This is a genomic window from Acetobacter fabarum (genome assembly GCF_029069195.1).
GTDB lineage: Bacteria > Pseudomonadota > Alphaproteobacteria > Acetobacterales > Acetobacteraceae > Acetobacter > Acetobacter fabarum_A.
Genome location: NZ_JARDYK010000002.1, coordinates 210,641 through 225,453 on the forward strand (window position 1 = coordinate 210,641; position 14,813 = coordinate 225,453).

At 52.2% G+C, this 14,813-nt stretch carries 11 protein-coding genes, 1 tRNA gene and 3 pseudogenes; 7 read left to right on the top strand and 8 right to left on the bottom strand.

The annotated features are described in order from the left end of the window. Nucleotides 1-15 precede the first annotated feature (15 nt). Nucleotides 16-1,660 (bottom strand): annotated as a pseudogene (locus PY793_RS04145) (alginate export family protein). Beyond that, a complete protein-coding gene (locus tag PY793_RS04150) occupies nucleotides 1,660-2,841 on the bottom strand; it encodes a nitrate/nitrite transporter (protein ID WP_275176848.1) in 1,182 nt (393 codons plus the stop codon). Before PY793_RS04150 ends, PY793_RS04145 begins: the two are co-directional and overlap by 1 nt. Nucleotides 2,842-3,207: 366 nt before the next feature. Between PY793_RS04150 and PY793_RS04155 the strand changes: the two genes are divergently transcribed. After that, nucleotides 3,208-4,154, top strand: a protein-coding gene (locus PY793_RS04155; protein WP_408744661.1) for an IS630 family transposase whose coding sequence is annotated in 2 segments (ribosomal slippage) — nucleotides 3,208-3,544 and nucleotides 3,544-4,154 — 948 coding nt in all. Because the reading frame shifts where the segments join, the coding sequence is not laid out codon by codon here. 237 nt (nucleotides 4,155-4,391) lie between these two features. On the opposite strand, the gene PY793_RS04160 is transcribed toward PY793_RS04155, so the two are convergent. Beyond that, on the bottom strand, nucleotides 4,392-4,826 hold the full coding sequence (locus PY793_RS04160) for an AEC family transporter (RefSeq protein WP_275176850.1): 435 nt from the start codon (nucleotides 4,824-4,826) through the stop codon (nucleotides 4,392-4,394). Between the two features lie 115 nt (nucleotides 4,827-4,941). Between PY793_RS04160 and PY793_RS04165 the strand changes: the two genes are divergently transcribed. Continuing rightward, complete coding sequence (locus PY793_RS04165) at nucleotides 4,942-5,805, top strand: LysR family transcriptional regulator (protein WP_232015061.1); 864 nt, start codon at nucleotides 4,942-4,944, stop codon at nucleotides 5,803-5,805. Between the two features lie 17 nt (nucleotides 5,806-5,822). On the opposite strand, the gene PY793_RS04170 is transcribed toward PY793_RS04165, so the two are convergent. Beyond that, the gene (locus tag PY793_RS04170) at nucleotides 5,823-6,038 is read right to left on the bottom strand and encodes a hypervirulence associated TUDOR domain-containing protein (protein ID WP_126621481.1); all 216 of its coding nucleotides are present in this window, start codon (nucleotides 6,036-6,038) and stop codon (nucleotides 5,823-5,825) included. Between PY793_RS04170 and PY793_RS04175 the strand changes: the two genes are divergently transcribed. Together PY793_RS04175 and PY793_RS04180 are read left to right on the top strand one after the other, a co-directional pair. Then, entirely contained in the window at nucleotides 6,037-6,636 is a 600-nt protein-coding gene (locus tag PY793_RS04175; RefSeq protein ID WP_126621482.1) for a DUF488 family protein, read from the top strand. The genes PY793_RS04170 and PY793_RS04175 overlap by 2 nt on opposite strands. Before the next feature lie 187 nt (nucleotides 6,637-6,823). Then, a complete protein-coding gene (locus tag PY793_RS04180) occupies nucleotides 6,824-7,522 on the top strand; it encodes an aspartate/glutamate racemase family protein (RefSeq protein WP_275176851.1) in 699 nt (232 codons plus the stop codon). A gap of 277 nt (nucleotides 7,523-7,799) precedes the next feature. Here PY793_RS04180 and PY793_RS04185 read toward each other — a convergent pair. The 3 genes and pseudogenes from PY793_RS04185 to PY793_RS14180 all read right to left on the bottom strand — a co-directional run bounded on the left by PY793_RS04185 (nucleotide 7,800) and on the right by PY793_RS14180 (nucleotide 10,722). Beyond that, nucleotides 7,800-8,877: pseudogene (locus tag PY793_RS04185) on the bottom strand (IS5 family transposase). 475 nt (nucleotides 8,878-9,352) lie between these two features. Beyond that, nucleotides 9,353-10,213 (bottom strand): hypothetical protein, encoded by an 861-nt coding sequence (locus PY793_RS04190; RefSeq protein WP_275176852.1) that lies wholly within the window; start codon nucleotides 10,211-10,213, stop codon nucleotides 9,353-9,355. A gap of 221 nt (nucleotides 10,214-10,434) precedes the next feature. After that, nucleotides 10,435-10,722, bottom strand: a complete 288-nt coding sequence (locus tag PY793_RS14180) for a helix-turn-helix transcriptional regulator (RefSeq protein WP_126621485.1) — start codon at nucleotides 10,720-10,722, stop codon at nucleotides 10,435-10,437. Between the two features lie 677 nt (nucleotides 10,723-11,399). Here PY793_RS14180 and PY793_RS04195 point away from each other — a divergent pair. Then, nucleotides 11,400-11,478, top strand: a tRNA-OTHER gene (locus PY793_RS04195). A 224-nt stretch (nucleotides 11,479-11,702) separates the two neighbouring features. Here the strand turns inward: PY793_RS04195 and PY793_RS04200 are convergent. Further along, nucleotides 11,703-11,936 (bottom strand): annotated as a pseudogene (locus PY793_RS04200) (transposase); the annotation flags it as partial. A 109-nt stretch (nucleotides 11,937-12,045) separates the two neighbouring features. Between PY793_RS04200 and PY793_RS04205 the strand changes: the two are divergent. Together PY793_RS04205 and PY793_RS04210 are read left to right on the top strand one after the other, a co-directional pair. Beyond that, complete coding sequence (locus PY793_RS04205; RefSeq protein WP_275176853.1) at nucleotides 12,046-12,435, top strand: hypothetical protein; 390 nt, start codon at nucleotides 12,046-12,048, stop codon at nucleotides 12,433-12,435. A 70-nt stretch (nucleotides 12,436-12,505) separates the two neighbouring features. Next, nucleotides 12,506-14,809, top strand: coding sequence for a TonB-dependent receptor family protein (locus PY793_RS04210; RefSeq protein ID WP_275176854.1), 2,304 nt, complete (start codon nucleotides 12,506-12,508; stop codon nucleotides 14,807-14,809). Nucleotides 14,810-14,813 lie beyond the last annotated feature (4 nt).

Consider the following 14,813-nt stretch of genomic DNA (forward strand, 5'->3'; position numbering starts at 1 on the left):
GTTTGGTTCCTGTGTTTAAAATTTGAACTCAAGGGTTTGCATGTAAAAGGCGCCCTCTTTGGCCCCGACATCTCTCATACCGCGGGAGAGGAGAATGCCTTCAATGTCATGCGTCCATGCCCAGTGGGGGGGCAAAATTCCATGATAGCTGCGTATAGGGCATAACGCCGGTAAACCCGCCATGCAGGTCGTTACGCCAGTTATACACCTTGCTGTTGCCGCCATAGACGGCATCTTGAGTGCTTGCACGCCAGAAGAACGGCACATGCAGCTTGAGGTGCAGTGTGGGTCGTATTGTAAAGTTGGCGATAGGGCCAACACCAATCAGATTTTGCGAGGTGAGTGACAGAGACATGTCATTGTAATACGGCAACGGTACAAATGGCGTAGAAAAAGTGCCAACTGCGCCGTCCTGGCTCCGTGCTGACCCTCCTGAAAAAAGGTCTCCCTGCACACCAAAACCCGGTTTGCCCGCCCAGTCAGCCCGTGTGTAAGTTATGCTGCCGTTAATGGCGTAAGCCCGCACAGGCCGTGTGCGCTGGCTGGCTTGCGCAGGCCGAAATTCACCGCCCTGAAAAATGCCTGTCAGGTTCGTGCTGAAGGGACCAACATTGCCCCACAGACGGAGGCCCACGTTATCGCGACGGGAGGAGCCTTTTTGCAAACTGCCAGATGCTGCTGCCGGAATAGCGGCTGCTGCGCCATTATATAAATACCCCAGAAAAAAGACATCTGCGAACATCTGGCTTTTCTGGCCCATAAACTGAAAGGCCGGCAGGGCAGTGGAGGTATAGGCACCATACAGGCGGGCGCTATAATTTGTGCCATCTGCAAATACTTTTTGCGGCAGTTTATTGGTCTGCATGAAGTCAAACAGGTCAACTCGGAATCTCTTCCACACGGCATAACCGCGGAAACCATCCCAAGTTTGCTGCACGTTTGTCAGGTCGCGTGGGGATTGCATGGAGACGGGTGCATCCAGAAAGATCTGTCGCCCCCCGATAACGCCCATCTTGGCACCTAGCAGATTGCCTTTTACTTCCAGAATACCTTGCTGGAGGTCCAAGCTCTCACGCTGTGCCCCTGTCTGATAGCCATACGTGTTGGATCCACCGGCTACACCATATAAAAACTCGGCGTAGGCGCGTACGTGCTCGCCTAAATGCAGGTCCGCACCGTACTGGTTACGTAACAGAACGCGGCTTGCATTTGTTTTGCCAGCGTACCCCAGCATGGGTTGGTTTTCAAAAATATACCTTAGCCGCTCTTCACCGCTAAAGCTCATCCAGATGCTACCGCTATCGTTCAGCTTCACGTATTTCAGGCGGTTGAACCAGTCTTTTTGCCGCTGGGTGCGTGGTGTGTGTTCAAGTGCACTCCAGTCTTCCGCCCAGCGGGCTTGGCCATATCCGTTCACCACACCAAAGCCTGACGCACCGCTATTGGCTGCGTTAAACAGGTGCCAGTCCGGATGATACAGGGCCCCCTTAACCATGGCTGTTTTGTCTGGCGCAGGTAGAACTGGGACAGGGACAACCGGCAAAAGAGGCGTGGGAGCTGGTGTAGTCAATTTGTCAGCCCATGCGGGGCCAGTCATGGCAAGGCTGAGGGCAAGACCACTGCTTTTCCAATAACGTAAGGTGCGGGTAACATGTTTCATCAAGAATTTCCTGCCCATTTGCGGTGGCATAGAGTGACACATCCGCATGCTATAAGGCAGATAAGCCCAAAGATAAAAAAGCCCGGGCCGTAGGAGCCAGTCATCTGACGTGCGGCACCGAGAGAAGAGGCAAGGTAAAACCCGCCCACGCCTCCGGCCATACCGACAAGCCCTGTCAGAATACCAACCTGTTGCGGAAAGCGGATAGGAACAAGCTGAAAAACTGCGCCGTTACCCAACCCCAGTGTCAGCATGCCGATGAAAAATGCAGCAAACGCCAGATAGACAGAGGGCAAGCCTGCGGAGATAGCCAGAAAAACGGCACCAGCTAGACTGTAAAGAAGCATAAGTGCTTTTGTGCCACCTACCCGGTCTGCCAAAGCCCCTCCAACAGGCCGGATGAAGGAACCGGCAAAGACCACAAAAGCTGTGCAGGCTCCGGCTACAGCGGGAGAGAGGTGATATTGGTCATTAAAATAAATGGTCAGGAACGCAGCCAGACCGACAAATCCACCAAACGTCACGCTGTAAAAAAACATGAGCGCCCAGCATCCACCCGATTTGAGGATGGGACCCCAAGATGAAAGCGGGAGGCTTGCAGGCCGTGTAGCGGGTTCACGGGCCAGACACAGGAAGGCAATAAGGACGGCAATAAGAGGCAAGGTGGCAAGGCCGAGAACATTCAGCCAGCCCACCATTGCCGCCAAGCCCGGCGCGAACAAGGAGGCCAGCGCCGTCCCGGAATTCCCTGCGCCAGCGATACCGAGCGCAGTGCCCTGATAACGGGGGGGATACCACATGGAGGCCAACGGTAGAGCAATCGCGAAGGATGCTCCCGCAATGCCAAGCACAAGCGCTACCCAGAACATGCTGAGATACGTATGAGGGGCCAGAAACCATGTGAGCAGCAGACCCAGAATAACACTGATTTGCGCACCAATGGCCACGCGGCGTGGCCCAAACACATCCACCAGCCCGCCAGCCAGAACACGCAGGCCTGCACCAGCCAGAACAGGTGTGGCAACCAGAAGGCCTTTCTGGCCAGCGTTCAGGTGGAGATCATGGGCAATTGAAATGCCCAATGGTCCAAGCAGCACCCAGATCATGAAAGAAACATCAAAGTAGAGAAATGCCGCGACCAGTGTTGGCGCGTGACCGGCTTTCAGAAAACCTTTATCCACAGAACAACTTTCAAATGGTCTGTGCGTCAAACACAAAAACCATTGCTCTTCAGAGCCAGCGAACCGCCGTTGATCCGCTCTGTGTGCTATCTCTACCCCAAGGGGTGCGTGCCCAGTCCGCCGCCATTGACAGAGAGGAGATTAGAATTTGGACAGTATAAGTGAAACAATCCGATGTCAAAATGATTTTAGAAGGGAGGCGGAACAGGAAGGATTGAAGAGCCTTTTGTTGCTGCGCTCAGCTTTTGATTTCAGAGCTTGAGTATGTTGATCGAAGCTTATCTAGAGCAGTTCCACTGAACCCTGAATCGAGAGGTGACAGTGAAGGCGCGATGTGATTCACCATTTTCCTTGATGGAGACGGTGATGGCACGAGCATTGAGTGATGATCTTCGGAAGCGGGTTCTGGAAGCTGGAGTTGGGGGAGCGTCAGCTCGCTCGCTTGCGGCACGGTTCGGTGTTGGGATTTCGACGGCGATCCGCTGGCTGCGTCGGGAACGTGAGAGCGGCGAGCGGACGCCCCGTCGCCAGGACAAACCACGCGGATCACGGCTGGACGCGCATGAAGCGTTCATTGCCGGCATGATTGAAGCGCAGAAAGACATCACGCTTCACGAAATGATGGCGCGTCTGGAAAGCGAACGGGCCGTCGGGATCGGTCGCAGCATGCTCAGTCGCTGGCTGCGGCAACACGGATGGACATTCAAAAAAAGACCGCTCATGCATTGGAGCAGGAGCGTGAAGACGTCCTGAAGCGACGACAGGAGTGGTTTGATCTCCAGCCTGACCTCGATCCGAAGCGTCTGGTGTTCATTGACGAAACCGGCCTCTCCACGAAGATGACCCGTCTGCGCGGACGTGCCTTGCGCGGGGAACGCTGCCGCGCCGGTGTGCCGCATGGGCACTGGAAAACCACGACTTTCACCGGGGGGCTGCGTCTGACAGGCCTGACCGCGCCCTTCGTGCATGATGGTCCCATGAACGGCAGGATCTTTCAGGTCTATGTCGAACGGGTTCTCATCCCGACACTGAAATCGGGCGATATCGTCGTGATGGACAATCTTCCGGCGCATAAGCTGCCGGCGATACAGAAGGCCATTGAGCAGGCAGGGGCGGAACTGATGTTCCTGCCGCCATACAGCCCGGACTTTAATCCCATCGAGATGGCCTTCTCAAAACTCAAGGCCTTGCTGTGCGCCAGAGCCGAACGGACTGTCGGTGCTCTGTGGGATACCGTTGGCGCGCTGCTTCCGGCTTTCACTCTCAGCCAATGCGCCAGTTTCTTTACAGCCGCCGGATATGAGCCAGATTAAAGTGGAACCGCTCTAGGTGATTTTCGTTCTGCGTTTTCACAGCCGCACGATCCCGCAGAAAGAGACGCCATTCTTGCAGCATTGAAGGCGGCCCCCCTGAATATAACGGTCAATAATTTGTGGGTTCTCGGATGGATCGGCGAGTACGATAAACTGTCGATGTCACGACGCATTCTTCTGGAACATTATGACCTCGATATCAGCACCGATCCTGACGCGGTGCTTTACACGGGTGATTCAACGAATGATGCACCCATGTTCACATTCTTTCGGCATTCTGTCGGTGTCAGCACGGTTTGGCGCTATGCCTCTGTCACCAACGAGGGATAGAACAAGAGGAAACCCGACAAATCCCGTATTGGCATAGCTGGCGTTGAGGCCATCAATTGCGGCGTCAGCAAGAGCATGACCAGAAGAGACCCTCCACCAAAGGGTCGCGCCGAATATGATGAAACAGCCGCCTGCAAACGCCAGGGTAAACCCGGGCTCCCAGATGTCGGCCAGTTTCGCATTGGCCACGATGTCAAACAGCACTGCAGGCAGTGCTAGATAGACCACCAGGCGATTGACTTCCCGTGTGGCGTTGGGACCAAGCGCTCCGGTCTTGCGGGCGATCCATCCGGTCAGGATAAGCGCGAAAATTGGCAGAACGATCAGAATATTCGTGAACATCAGGAGGCTCTGAAGGTCTTAAGAGCGTGTGACACTATGCGACCTTATTGATATAATCCAATGCGCAGTTCTGGCTCAAATAATACTTTGAAGGTATCAGATGGACACGCGGCATATGCATTATTTCATGGCGCTCGCGGAAACGCTCCATTTTGGTCGGGCGGCTAAATTGTTGCATATGACCCAGCCGCCGTTCAGTCGTCAGATCGCCCTGATCGAACAGAAACTGGGTGTTAAGCTGTTTGAAAGAAATTCGCGACACGTCACGCTCACGCCAGCCGGAAAACACTTTCTGGACGATTGTCGCACTGTCATTGCACAGTTTGATGGCGCCTGTCGGGATGTCAGGCTGGTGGCGAGCGGCATGAAGGGCGAGTTGCGGTTTGGATTTATGATGCACGCGGCCCATAGCGTCGTACCGCGACTTGTGCAGCGCTATTCGGAGATCAGACCTGACGTGCGGCTTGTTCTGGAAGAACGGACACCTACGGAAATCGATGACATGCTGATGGCAGGAAAACTGGATGCCGCAGTGACGTTCGCCCCCGGCTATTCTCCGCATTTACGGACAATCCATCTGGCAAGAGAAAAATTACGAATGATCCTGAGAGCAGATCATGCGTGCGCCAATAAAAGAGTGATTGGGCCGGACGATCTGTGTCATGAGAGGCTTATTGCGACACCCACGTCTGTCGCCCCGACCCTGCGGTCAGCGATTGCCAGTTATTTTGCGGCTGGTGGGATTTCCCCCAATTTTGTCCTGGAACCCAGACTGCAACATACGATCATAAAACTTGTCGCCGAGGGACTGGGGGTCGCACTTATTCCGGAATCCCTGTGCAGTATGCTTGATGAGAACCTTGTCTCCAAACCTTTAAGGACCGCCCCGACGCTGGATGTGGTGCTCTGCGCTCCGATTGCCTCAGCTAATCCGGCTGTCTCTGCGTTGATGGATATTGCGGCGCAGTCATCATGCTGACTCAGGAGGTGATCCAGTTACTCTGCAAGGGTCAGGGCCGTGCCTTTGTGAAAGGCGATATGGCTGGTTTTAAGGCTTTCTATTTCATATTGAGGGTGTTCTGCCGTCGCGTGATGCTGATAGCCGTTGACCAGAAAGGGCTCCGTATGAATGGCTCTGATCCGTCCACTGACGTATCCCGCTTCCGAGTTCCAGGATACGATATCTCCGATCTGGAAAGTTTGTGACGGCATGGAAAACTCCGTATCCAATGTGAACCTCGCAGGGGAGGCAAGATCATCTTCTTGCCATCCATTCTACACCATTGGGCATTCCACGCTTGCGCTATCTGATTTTATAGCGCTTTTGCGTCATTATGGCGTGACACTGATCGCGGATGTGAGGGCTTTTCCGTATTCCCGACGTAATCGCGACTATGATGGCGCCAGTCTCCAGCCGGAACTGGCGACACAGGGGATCGGATATAGTCATTTTCCAGAGCTTGGTGGACGACGGCCACGGTCGAAGACGGTGCCTGCGGAGACCAACGCATTCTGGCGTGTCCAGAGTTTTCATAATTATGCTGATTATGCGCTTGGGGAAGATTTTCACCGAGGTCTCATCCGGCTTATCGAAGCGGGACAGCAGGCGACTGTTGCGATCATGTGCGCGGAAGTGCTCTGGTGGCGCTGTCACAGGCGCATCGTTACAGACTATCTCCTAGCCCACGGGGTGGCAGTCTTTCATATCATGTCCATGACGGATGCCGTTCCCGCGCACCTCACTGAATCTGCGATTATTGATAGCAGCCGCCATATTACTTACCCACAGATAAACACTTCCAGGGACTGAAGGTACAATGCGAGGCGTAAAAACATCCTATTTCGAAAAAGCGGCATGATTTTTGATCGGGTGGCCCAGAGTGTTTTGTGTTTATGCCGACACAGGTCAATCTTGAGTGACCGAAAGCCACGCGTTACGATAACGGGCTGACATTCTGCATTCTGATGCGGAAATCTGGGTATTGGGAGAGGTGGATATGAAAAAACTTGGCTTAATTGGTGGAACAGGTCCAGAATCCACGCTCATTTATTACAAGAAAATTGTTTATGGAGCCAATAAGCGGGTTGGAAAGGAGTTTTTTCCTAATCTGACGATAGAAAGCCTGAATGTTTTCAATGTTCTCAAATATTGCTCGGACAGAGATTATGATGGGTTAACGCGTTATCTCGTGGGCGGCATCAATAATCTGGTAGCAGCGGGCTGCGAGATCGTGTCGCTTACGGGCAATACGCCTCATATTGTTTTTGATGCCTTGCGCGAACACTCGTCTGTGCCGCTTGTCAGCATTATCGAAACAACCCGCGATGAAGCAAAAAAGCAGGGTTTGAAAAAGTTAGGCCTGCTGGGCACCCGTTTCACCATGGAAGAGGATTTCTTCAAGAAGCCTTTCAGGGAAGTCGGAATAGACGTGGTAATCCCCACAGGACATGACTTCGATTTCGTGGTGGAGAAAATATCGACTGAACTGGAACATGGAATAGTCAAATCGGCGACGCAGACCGAGTTTCTGAACATCATTCAGAGAATGACCGTTGAATCCGACATAGATGCTGTTGTTCTGGGATGTACAGAACTGCCGCTTCTGTTTGACGGTGTCACACTCTCGATACCATGTCTCGATACGCTCGTAATTCATGCAGAAGCACTTCTTCATTCCATGGAACTGTCACGCTAATTTTTAGGATAATGCCGATTAGCTGCATAGAAGATGAGAAGTATCTGTGCATCACGTTGCCAGGATCCTGTCTGGGGCAGATAAATGGGCCATGACGAGACTCCCATGGCCGGTCAGTACACTGAGATTGGAGGCGGAAACAGGTGGAGGGTTCGAAAAACCTTTAACTGACTGCTCTTGTGCCTGATTTTAGGTTTTTGACATGTTGATTTCTGCTTTCTTATCCTGGTTTTCGCTCTGCGATTTGAGCAGAGCGAGGGTTTCGTGCTCTGGGTTGCTACGCGGCGGCGTTAATCCGCTGCAGAAGGAGAAAGCGACGCATATTATAGACGATATTGGCCAGGCCGATCCTCATGGTGGCCCGCGTTATGCCTACGGTTCGGACGAACAGTCCCGTCTGTGATTTCTGATCGGCAAAGACATGCTCGACACGCGACCGGATAACGGACTTTCCAGCGTTGGATCTCTGGATATGGCGGGGCATAGGCTTGAGGTGCGGCTTTTTCCTGTGAACCTTGGAGACAAAGCCCTTCTTTCCCATGAAGTCCTCATTGGCTTTTGAGCGGTAGGCTGTGTCTGCCCAGACTGTTGAGGCTGTATTGCTTTTATCAAGCAGCTCCCTCTCTCAATCGCGCGCCATCACTGGCGGCCGCATCTGTCGTCTTCCATTTGCGGATCAGCCGAAATTTCCGGTCGATGGAGATGTCCGATTTATAGCCGAAGAACGGGATGGCCAGATCTGTTGCCGGCATGGTCCTATCTTCCTGTCGCTTTGCTTTCGTGAACTTCAGGGGCCAGCGCGCATTCCTGTCCTTGTGGGACAGCTTTGACGGCTTGTCCTGCCAGTCCTGTGGGATCCGTCCTTCACGCAGATCCGCCTTCTCCGCATTGGTATTGCGCTGCTTCGGAGCCGCTACCAGCGTTGGATTCAGGATCTGGCCTGACATCGGCAGATAACCAGCGTTACGCAGGGTTGCGTCAAAGCGATTGAACAGACCACCAATCGAACCAGCCTGGGTCAGACGCTCGCGAAACAGCCACACCGTTTCAGGCACACGGTCAGACACCCCCAGACCAAGGAAGCGCATGAAGGAGAGACGGTCGTTGATCAGGTATTCTGTCCGTTCATCGGACAGATTGTTGAGTGTCTGGATCACCAGGATCTTGAACATCAGCACCGGATCAAACGGCGGGCGCCCGCCTTTGCTCCCGTCTGAATAGGCCAGTGCCTTGTCCAGCTCCGGGCGGAATACCTCAAAATCCCCAGTCCGGGAAAAGGCTTCGAGTTGATCACCAAGCCCGCTCAGCCGAGCAAGCCGCTCTTCAACATCAAAAAATCCCGTCTGCTTCATCATCTATCCTTCCAATCAACTCAGAAGACATGGAGTCACAGACAGAGCCTCATAACCCGAGGGTTTTTCGAACCCTCCAGGTCGTGCGCACCCGTCGCCACAAGATGATAATTGGTAGCCACCACCAGTCTGATAGTGTAGCCAACCTTCTGGATGGCGATTTCCTTGCAGAGAAAACCTACTAGTAATTCAAATACTTCTGTGGCTGTCGGTGCTATCTTCATTTCTCTGAATGGTCAGGCCCGAGACGGGAATCGGCATGATCAAGTAGCGCTTGTGAGCTCATCGGCATATCAGCGGTCTGCGTAACCAAATATGCCTGGCAAATGGTCTCGCGGCGCATGTATTCGATCGCGGTAGCAACACAAGCATCGAAGTCGTTTTTGTATCCATTTTGCGTCTCTCTGCCTTTTTTAAGTAGGACAAAGTATCCTAAAAATTAAGAAAAAAACGAATAAAAATAGAATAATTTCTATTTCTACTTGTTGTCTCTTTGAATTGGTTCTGGTTTTTGCGTGAAAGAAAAAGGCGGCCTTCTATATAGTAGATCGCCTTCTGTTTTGGATAACCGCAAGGTTATGTGGCAGGCGCGAATCAAGGATTTTAATTCTCTTTCCAACATGTGGCGATCTCGAAGGATAGACCAGAGATCGTATCGTCCACCGCTCATGACGGGCATCTCACGGCCTGGGGTAGCGATCATCCATCGTTCTGCTCGCGCCTTGGCTATCATGTTGATCGTCTGCTTCAGGTTGGTAGGCTGAGTGTAGCATATCCCCAGTGCGATCACATAACGCGGATGCGGCGGCCAACATCCGTAAATATCGATTTTTGACGCTGAATCATATAGTTTTGCGTAATTCTCGATTGTCCTCCATGCTCCGCCCCAAATTGGGTCGGAGGCGGAAGGGACATTTCTCACTGCGCTCAAATCTGCTGACTCATCGGCGTAAATCGCGCGGCGAATGACACAACTGGGATGAGAGGGCCAGACACAATCGTCATGGAGCGCTACGCCCGCATCATACTCCTCTCCGTAAACACGCCACCAAGCATCATCCGCCCAAATCTGGGCATCAGAAGGCGGCAGGATGCTGATGATCGCTTCGACAATAAAACGACTTGCATCAGCCATGACGGCCAAATCTTCGATAGCCGCTTGCTCACGCATCTCGTTGAATACTTTTTTGGGCATCTGGTGACGCCCTGATTCCCATCGCCGCCATGTCGAAACATTGACCCCAGCGATGTCTGCTGCTTGAGCCTGAGTCCAGAGCGGACAGTCTTCGCCTCCACGACGAAGGTTACGAATGTCGTCATAATTAAAATCTATGTCCATTTTACGTCTCCACAACTGCCTGCGGTGTGTCTCGTGCAGCAGGCTCATATTTCTTATGTTTGCATCAGGCAAAAGAGATTTGTTGAAGACGACCCCTCCGCGACTTTTTTGCGTTATTCCCCGTCCACCCAATCTCGCTTTTCTCGTTTTGCCATCGACGACAAGCGCTCCTGTGGCGGGAGTGGTCAGCGTTTTCTTTTTATTATCATCGCGCTGACCCTTTACGCTGCAACAGCATCACTGGGTTCTGTTTTGCGTGGACGCCCCCTTGTCGGACGGGTTGGTGATGTCGCTGGGCGGACGATACTGTTCTCAACCCATGCTTCCAGGTCAGCAATTCGATACCGGACAGATTTTCCTAGCTTTACATACGCGGGGCCTTGCCGCCCGTTGGTATTGTGACGGCACGCGGCACGCAATTTGATCAGCATCGAAGGAGAGACCCCCAACATAGCGGCGGCCTGGTCTTCAGTGAGAAGCAGACGTGAATCGTCTTTCGGAAGATTCATGGCTAGTGTTCCTTTTATATTTCATGATTTATTTAGGTTGCGGCTGGGCTTTTTGCCTTGGCGCTTGAAACAAGCATGATGCAAATTTGTGGAATAAGTAAAGAGCAAATTGCTTTAGGTTGATTGTGCAAAAAGTGACAATCTTATTGTGCAAAAACGGTCAAAAAAATAACTGATTTTGTACAATTATGCTTTTCGTATCGAATTCCTTTTTAAGGAAATTCATTTTATAATAAGGGGGTAATAAGAAAGTGCGATAATTGATCGCGACCAAGCATAGATGACTTCTGTTGTAATGTTTTTCTTTGCTTTTTTGTTATGAACTGCAAATTCAATTATTAAAAAACGTCCATAAATTTGAGTTTTGCTCATTCCACAGCGTTTCAGGGCATCTCTCAGACGAAGATTCAGGCGTTAGGGTGTTGCGACGCGCTAGGGGTTAGGAAGTCTAGTGCTAGGGCATTTAGAGGTAGCTAGGGGTATTTAGGGGAGTCTGATAACAAATACGTGATTAAGGAAATATTTATTAGGAACAGAAAAGGAACATTACGGGGCAAATCTTGCGACAATTTGCGACAATCGACTTTCTATTTGAGGGTATTTCTATCCATCATCATACATCTAGGGGTAGATAAAATCGTTGTAAAACAACAACATAATTCGATAACCCTTTGATAGGAAAGGGGTTCATTTTCGGTCTCGAAAACCGTTGAGCTAGCAATAGTTCCGAGGGTTCGAATCCCTCCCTCTCCGCCACACCACATAAGTGATTGATTTTACAGCACAAAATTTTTAGCTTCCCGCTGTGTGATACAGTCCTGTGTTACAGAGGCGACCAAGATTCTGGCTACTTCTTAACAGGCTTCGAAGGCACCAAACTGGCATCTCCGGTTAAGGGTTCCTGCTGACCCCGGACATGGAGGGGTCGAAGAAGCATTGATTGAAGTTTTTAATTCCTGTTTTTGTGTGAGGCGGAGCCTATCCGACTGGCCCAGACCAAGGAAACGCATGCACGACAGGCGGTCGTTGATCAGGTATTCCGTCCGTTCATCAGAGAGATTGTTGAGCGTCTGGGTCATCAGGATTTTAAACATCAACGCCGGATTAAACGGCGGATGCCCGCCTTTGCTCCCATCGGAGTAGGCCAGAGCCTTGTCCGGACCAGAGCAGAATATCTCAAAATCCACAGTCCGGGTCAAAGCTTCAAGCTGATCCTCCCAATTACCACAGGAGGCATGGAATTACGGACACACATGCAAAACCACGGGGGGTTTTAGAACCGTCCACCTAGTTAATAGAAAGAACTTGATGTAACGGTGATACATGACTCCGCGGGCTCACAGTTCAACTTACCTGCTGGCCTTCTGGCCTCTCGTATTGCTTGTACTGATTGCACGCCTGACATTTGGCGGAATTGCTTCCCCAGCGGGGCTGATCGACGATCCTCTCAAAACGCTTACAAAGCTGAGTATTCTTTGCGACGATCAGAGCAGGTTGCCCGGTCCAGACGGACAACACCATCGCTCAACCGCTCCCGATGATGACGGCTTTCTTCTGTCCGAGGTATTTGACCTACTTATTGTAAGCATCGTTTTCTGCCTTTTTGTGGGATTGCGTGTTGCTAACATGCGTCAGGCATGGATGTTCACGTCCATCCGGGGCCCGCCAACACCGAAACGGACTTCTCTCTGCCCTCAGGGACCTCCTGCCTGACCTGAATTGAAAGAGCTGCTCACCTGCCATGCATGTGAGCTTTTTGTGCTATCTCTTCAGGGTTCCTCACATGTTTCGGACTGCTTGTTTTTCACGCCCGTCTTACGGGATACTGACGGCTGCCACCATTTTCTCGGTCACCACTGCGCACGCTGCCATCGGTGCGGAGAAGCCCCGGCCCCCAGAACCAAAAAAACCTCCCGTCAAGACCGAACAGATTCTTGTAACGGGATCAAGCCGATCTTCTGCCCTTACGCGTCCGGCAGGCCAGACGACTTATAGTTCCGACAGAGGTAATTTTGCGAACCAGATTGGCCAGAGCGTTGCGGATATGGTGGTGACCATTCCCGGCGTCAGCTTTACGCAGGGGAATGGCCCTCGTGATACGAATGTTTCCATTCGTGGATCAGGTGATCGTCAATCATGGGGGCTTAAAAATATTCAGGTTCTGGAAGATGGGTTCCCCATGACCCAACCCGATGGGACAGCCCGGGCCGACCTGATTGACCCCCACGCTTATCAGGGTGTTGATGTTTTCGAGGGGCCAGCCTCAACCCTGTATGGCAATTACGCCATTAATGGCGCCATCAATTTCCGTACCCGGAAGGGAGCGGATGTCCACGGGCTGGAACTGGGCTCCGATTTTGGTAGTTTCGGGATGTTCAATAACTATGCAACCCTCGGCTTTGGCAACAGGCGCTACGACCTGATGATCTTCGGCAGCGATGTGCGTGGGAACGGCTTTATTGCCAACAGCCGTTATAATACCTCGACAGAAAATATGCGTCTTCGTGTCAATCTGACGTCATCAGATCGTCTTGTCCTGAAATTTGTCAACAACGTTACGGATGCTTTTCTGCCTGCAAGATTGTCACTCAACCAGTATCGCGCCAACCCCTACCAGCAGGGATGCGCCAATGCGTCCAGCGCGGCAGTTGGCTGTGCGTCTGTCAGTCTGCTGGTCAATGGCCGCTATGGTGCGAAGGTTGCCATGAGCCCTGAAGCCGCAGGTCTGGGGCGCTTTGATCGGCGTACCGTGGTTGGCCTGCGCTGGGAGCATGATTTTAACAGTCATACAACGTGGCGAAACCAGTTTACATACGATCAGCGCCATATCGACCAACCGACGTCCCCTATGGGATATGTCGGTCCTTATAATTCCTATAATGTCAGTAGCGACATTACCAATCATGCCCGGCTCGCGGGCAGAGCGTTGGAAACATTTGCTGGTATCAGTTTCGATTATCTCGATTTTGGTGCGCAGACTTACAACATCATGCCTCTTGGCGGTGCAACACGGGGGGCCATGAGTTCCGAAAGCTATGGACACCAGTGGAATCTTGGTGCGCGCTTTCAGGAAGACTGGCATTTTGCACCTGACTGGCACATCGTCGCCGGGCTTGGCGGTACATATTCCGATATCGGCGCAACCGAAACACTTTATGGCTACTCCGCGACGGCCAGCACCCAGCGTGCCATCACAGCCAATCGTTTCTATTTCAATCTCGCGCCAGAAGGGGCACTGATTTACACGCCATCAAAAGACTGGACACTCCATACCCGTGTTGGCACAGCCTATGGCACCCCATCCTCTTCCAATCTTTTCATTACCCCGCAGGGGGAATACGGAAACAACACACAACTGAACAGCCAGACAAGTGTCGGCATTGATCTGGGCGCCGACTGGCATCCCTCCTCGACGATCAACATCCAGGCAACGGGTTTTTACGAGTTTTATAAAAACGAACTGGTCAGCCAGTCTGCTGGCGTTAACACGGTTGGTTCCTACACTTTCAACGCGCCTGCGTCTGAACATCGGGGTGTTGTTCTGGGTGTGGAGTGGAAACCGTTGCCAAAAATGCTTCCCGGTGGCCGGGTTAAACTGAGTTACACCTACGATAATCAGATTTATACCAATTATACCGAGGTTCTTTCCAATAGTGTGCTCTCACGCAGCTTCAGCCGTAAAGGGCATTATATCCCCGGGGTCATTCCCAATTTCCTCAATGCCCGCTTTCTCTACGACCAGCCTGATGGCCCACTGGAAGGGCTGGGTGGATACGCGGAAGTCACGTGGCGGGATTCTTACTGGCTGGATAACGCCAATCGCCTGAAAGCGCCGGGGTATGCGCTGCTTAATCTGGAAATGCATTATGATCCGCCCGCCCGGTATGGCTGGGCACATCGTCTGCACTGGTATTTTGAGGTACAAAACGTGGCAAACCAGACCTATATCGCGGGTGCCACAAACATCAGCGACAAGCTGCAATCAGATGGACAGCAGGCAGGTGCTGCCACACTCGTGAACAGTACAGGCTCCATCTACGCAGGTTCGCCCCGCGCGTATTTCGGCGGCGTACGGATCAGGTTCTGAGGGA

Excerpts from the sequence above, each read along its gene's own strand:
- PY793_RS04160 (WP_275176850.1), bottom strand. The coding sequence starts at position 4,826 with ATGTTCACGAATATTCTGATCGTTCTGCCAATTTTCGCGCTTATCCTG.
- PY793_RS04165 (WP_232015061.1), top strand. The coding sequence starts at position 4,942 with ATGCATTATTTCATGGCGCTCGCGGAAACGCTCCATTTTGGTCGGGCG.
- PY793_RS04175 (WP_126621482.1), top strand. The coding sequence starts at position 6,037 with ATGGAAAACTCCGTATCCAATGTGAACCTCGCAGGGGAGGCAAGATCA.
- PY793_RS04170 (WP_126621481.1), bottom strand. The coding sequence starts at position 6,038 with ATGCCGTCACAAACTTTCCAGATCGGAGATATCGTATCCTGGAACTCG.
- PY793_RS04180 (WP_275176851.1), top strand. The coding sequence starts at position 6,824 with ATGAAAAAACTTGGCTTAATTGGTGGAACAGGTCCAGAATCCACGCTC.
- PY793_RS04190 (WP_275176852.1), bottom strand. The coding sequence starts at position 10,213 with ATGGACATAGATTTTAATTATGACGACATTCGTAACCTTCGTCGTGGA.
- PY793_RS14180 (WP_126621485.1), bottom strand. The coding sequence starts at position 10,722 with ATGAATCTTCCGAAAGACGATTCACGTCTGCTTCTCACTGAAGACCAG.
- PY793_RS04205 (WP_275176853.1), top strand. The coding sequence starts at position 12,046 with ATGACTCCGCGGGCTCACAGTTCAACTTACCTGCTGGCCTTCTGGCCT.
- PY793_RS04210 (WP_275176854.1), top strand. The coding sequence starts at position 12,506 with ATGTTTCGGACTGCTTGTTTTTCACGCCCGTCTTACGGGATACTGACG.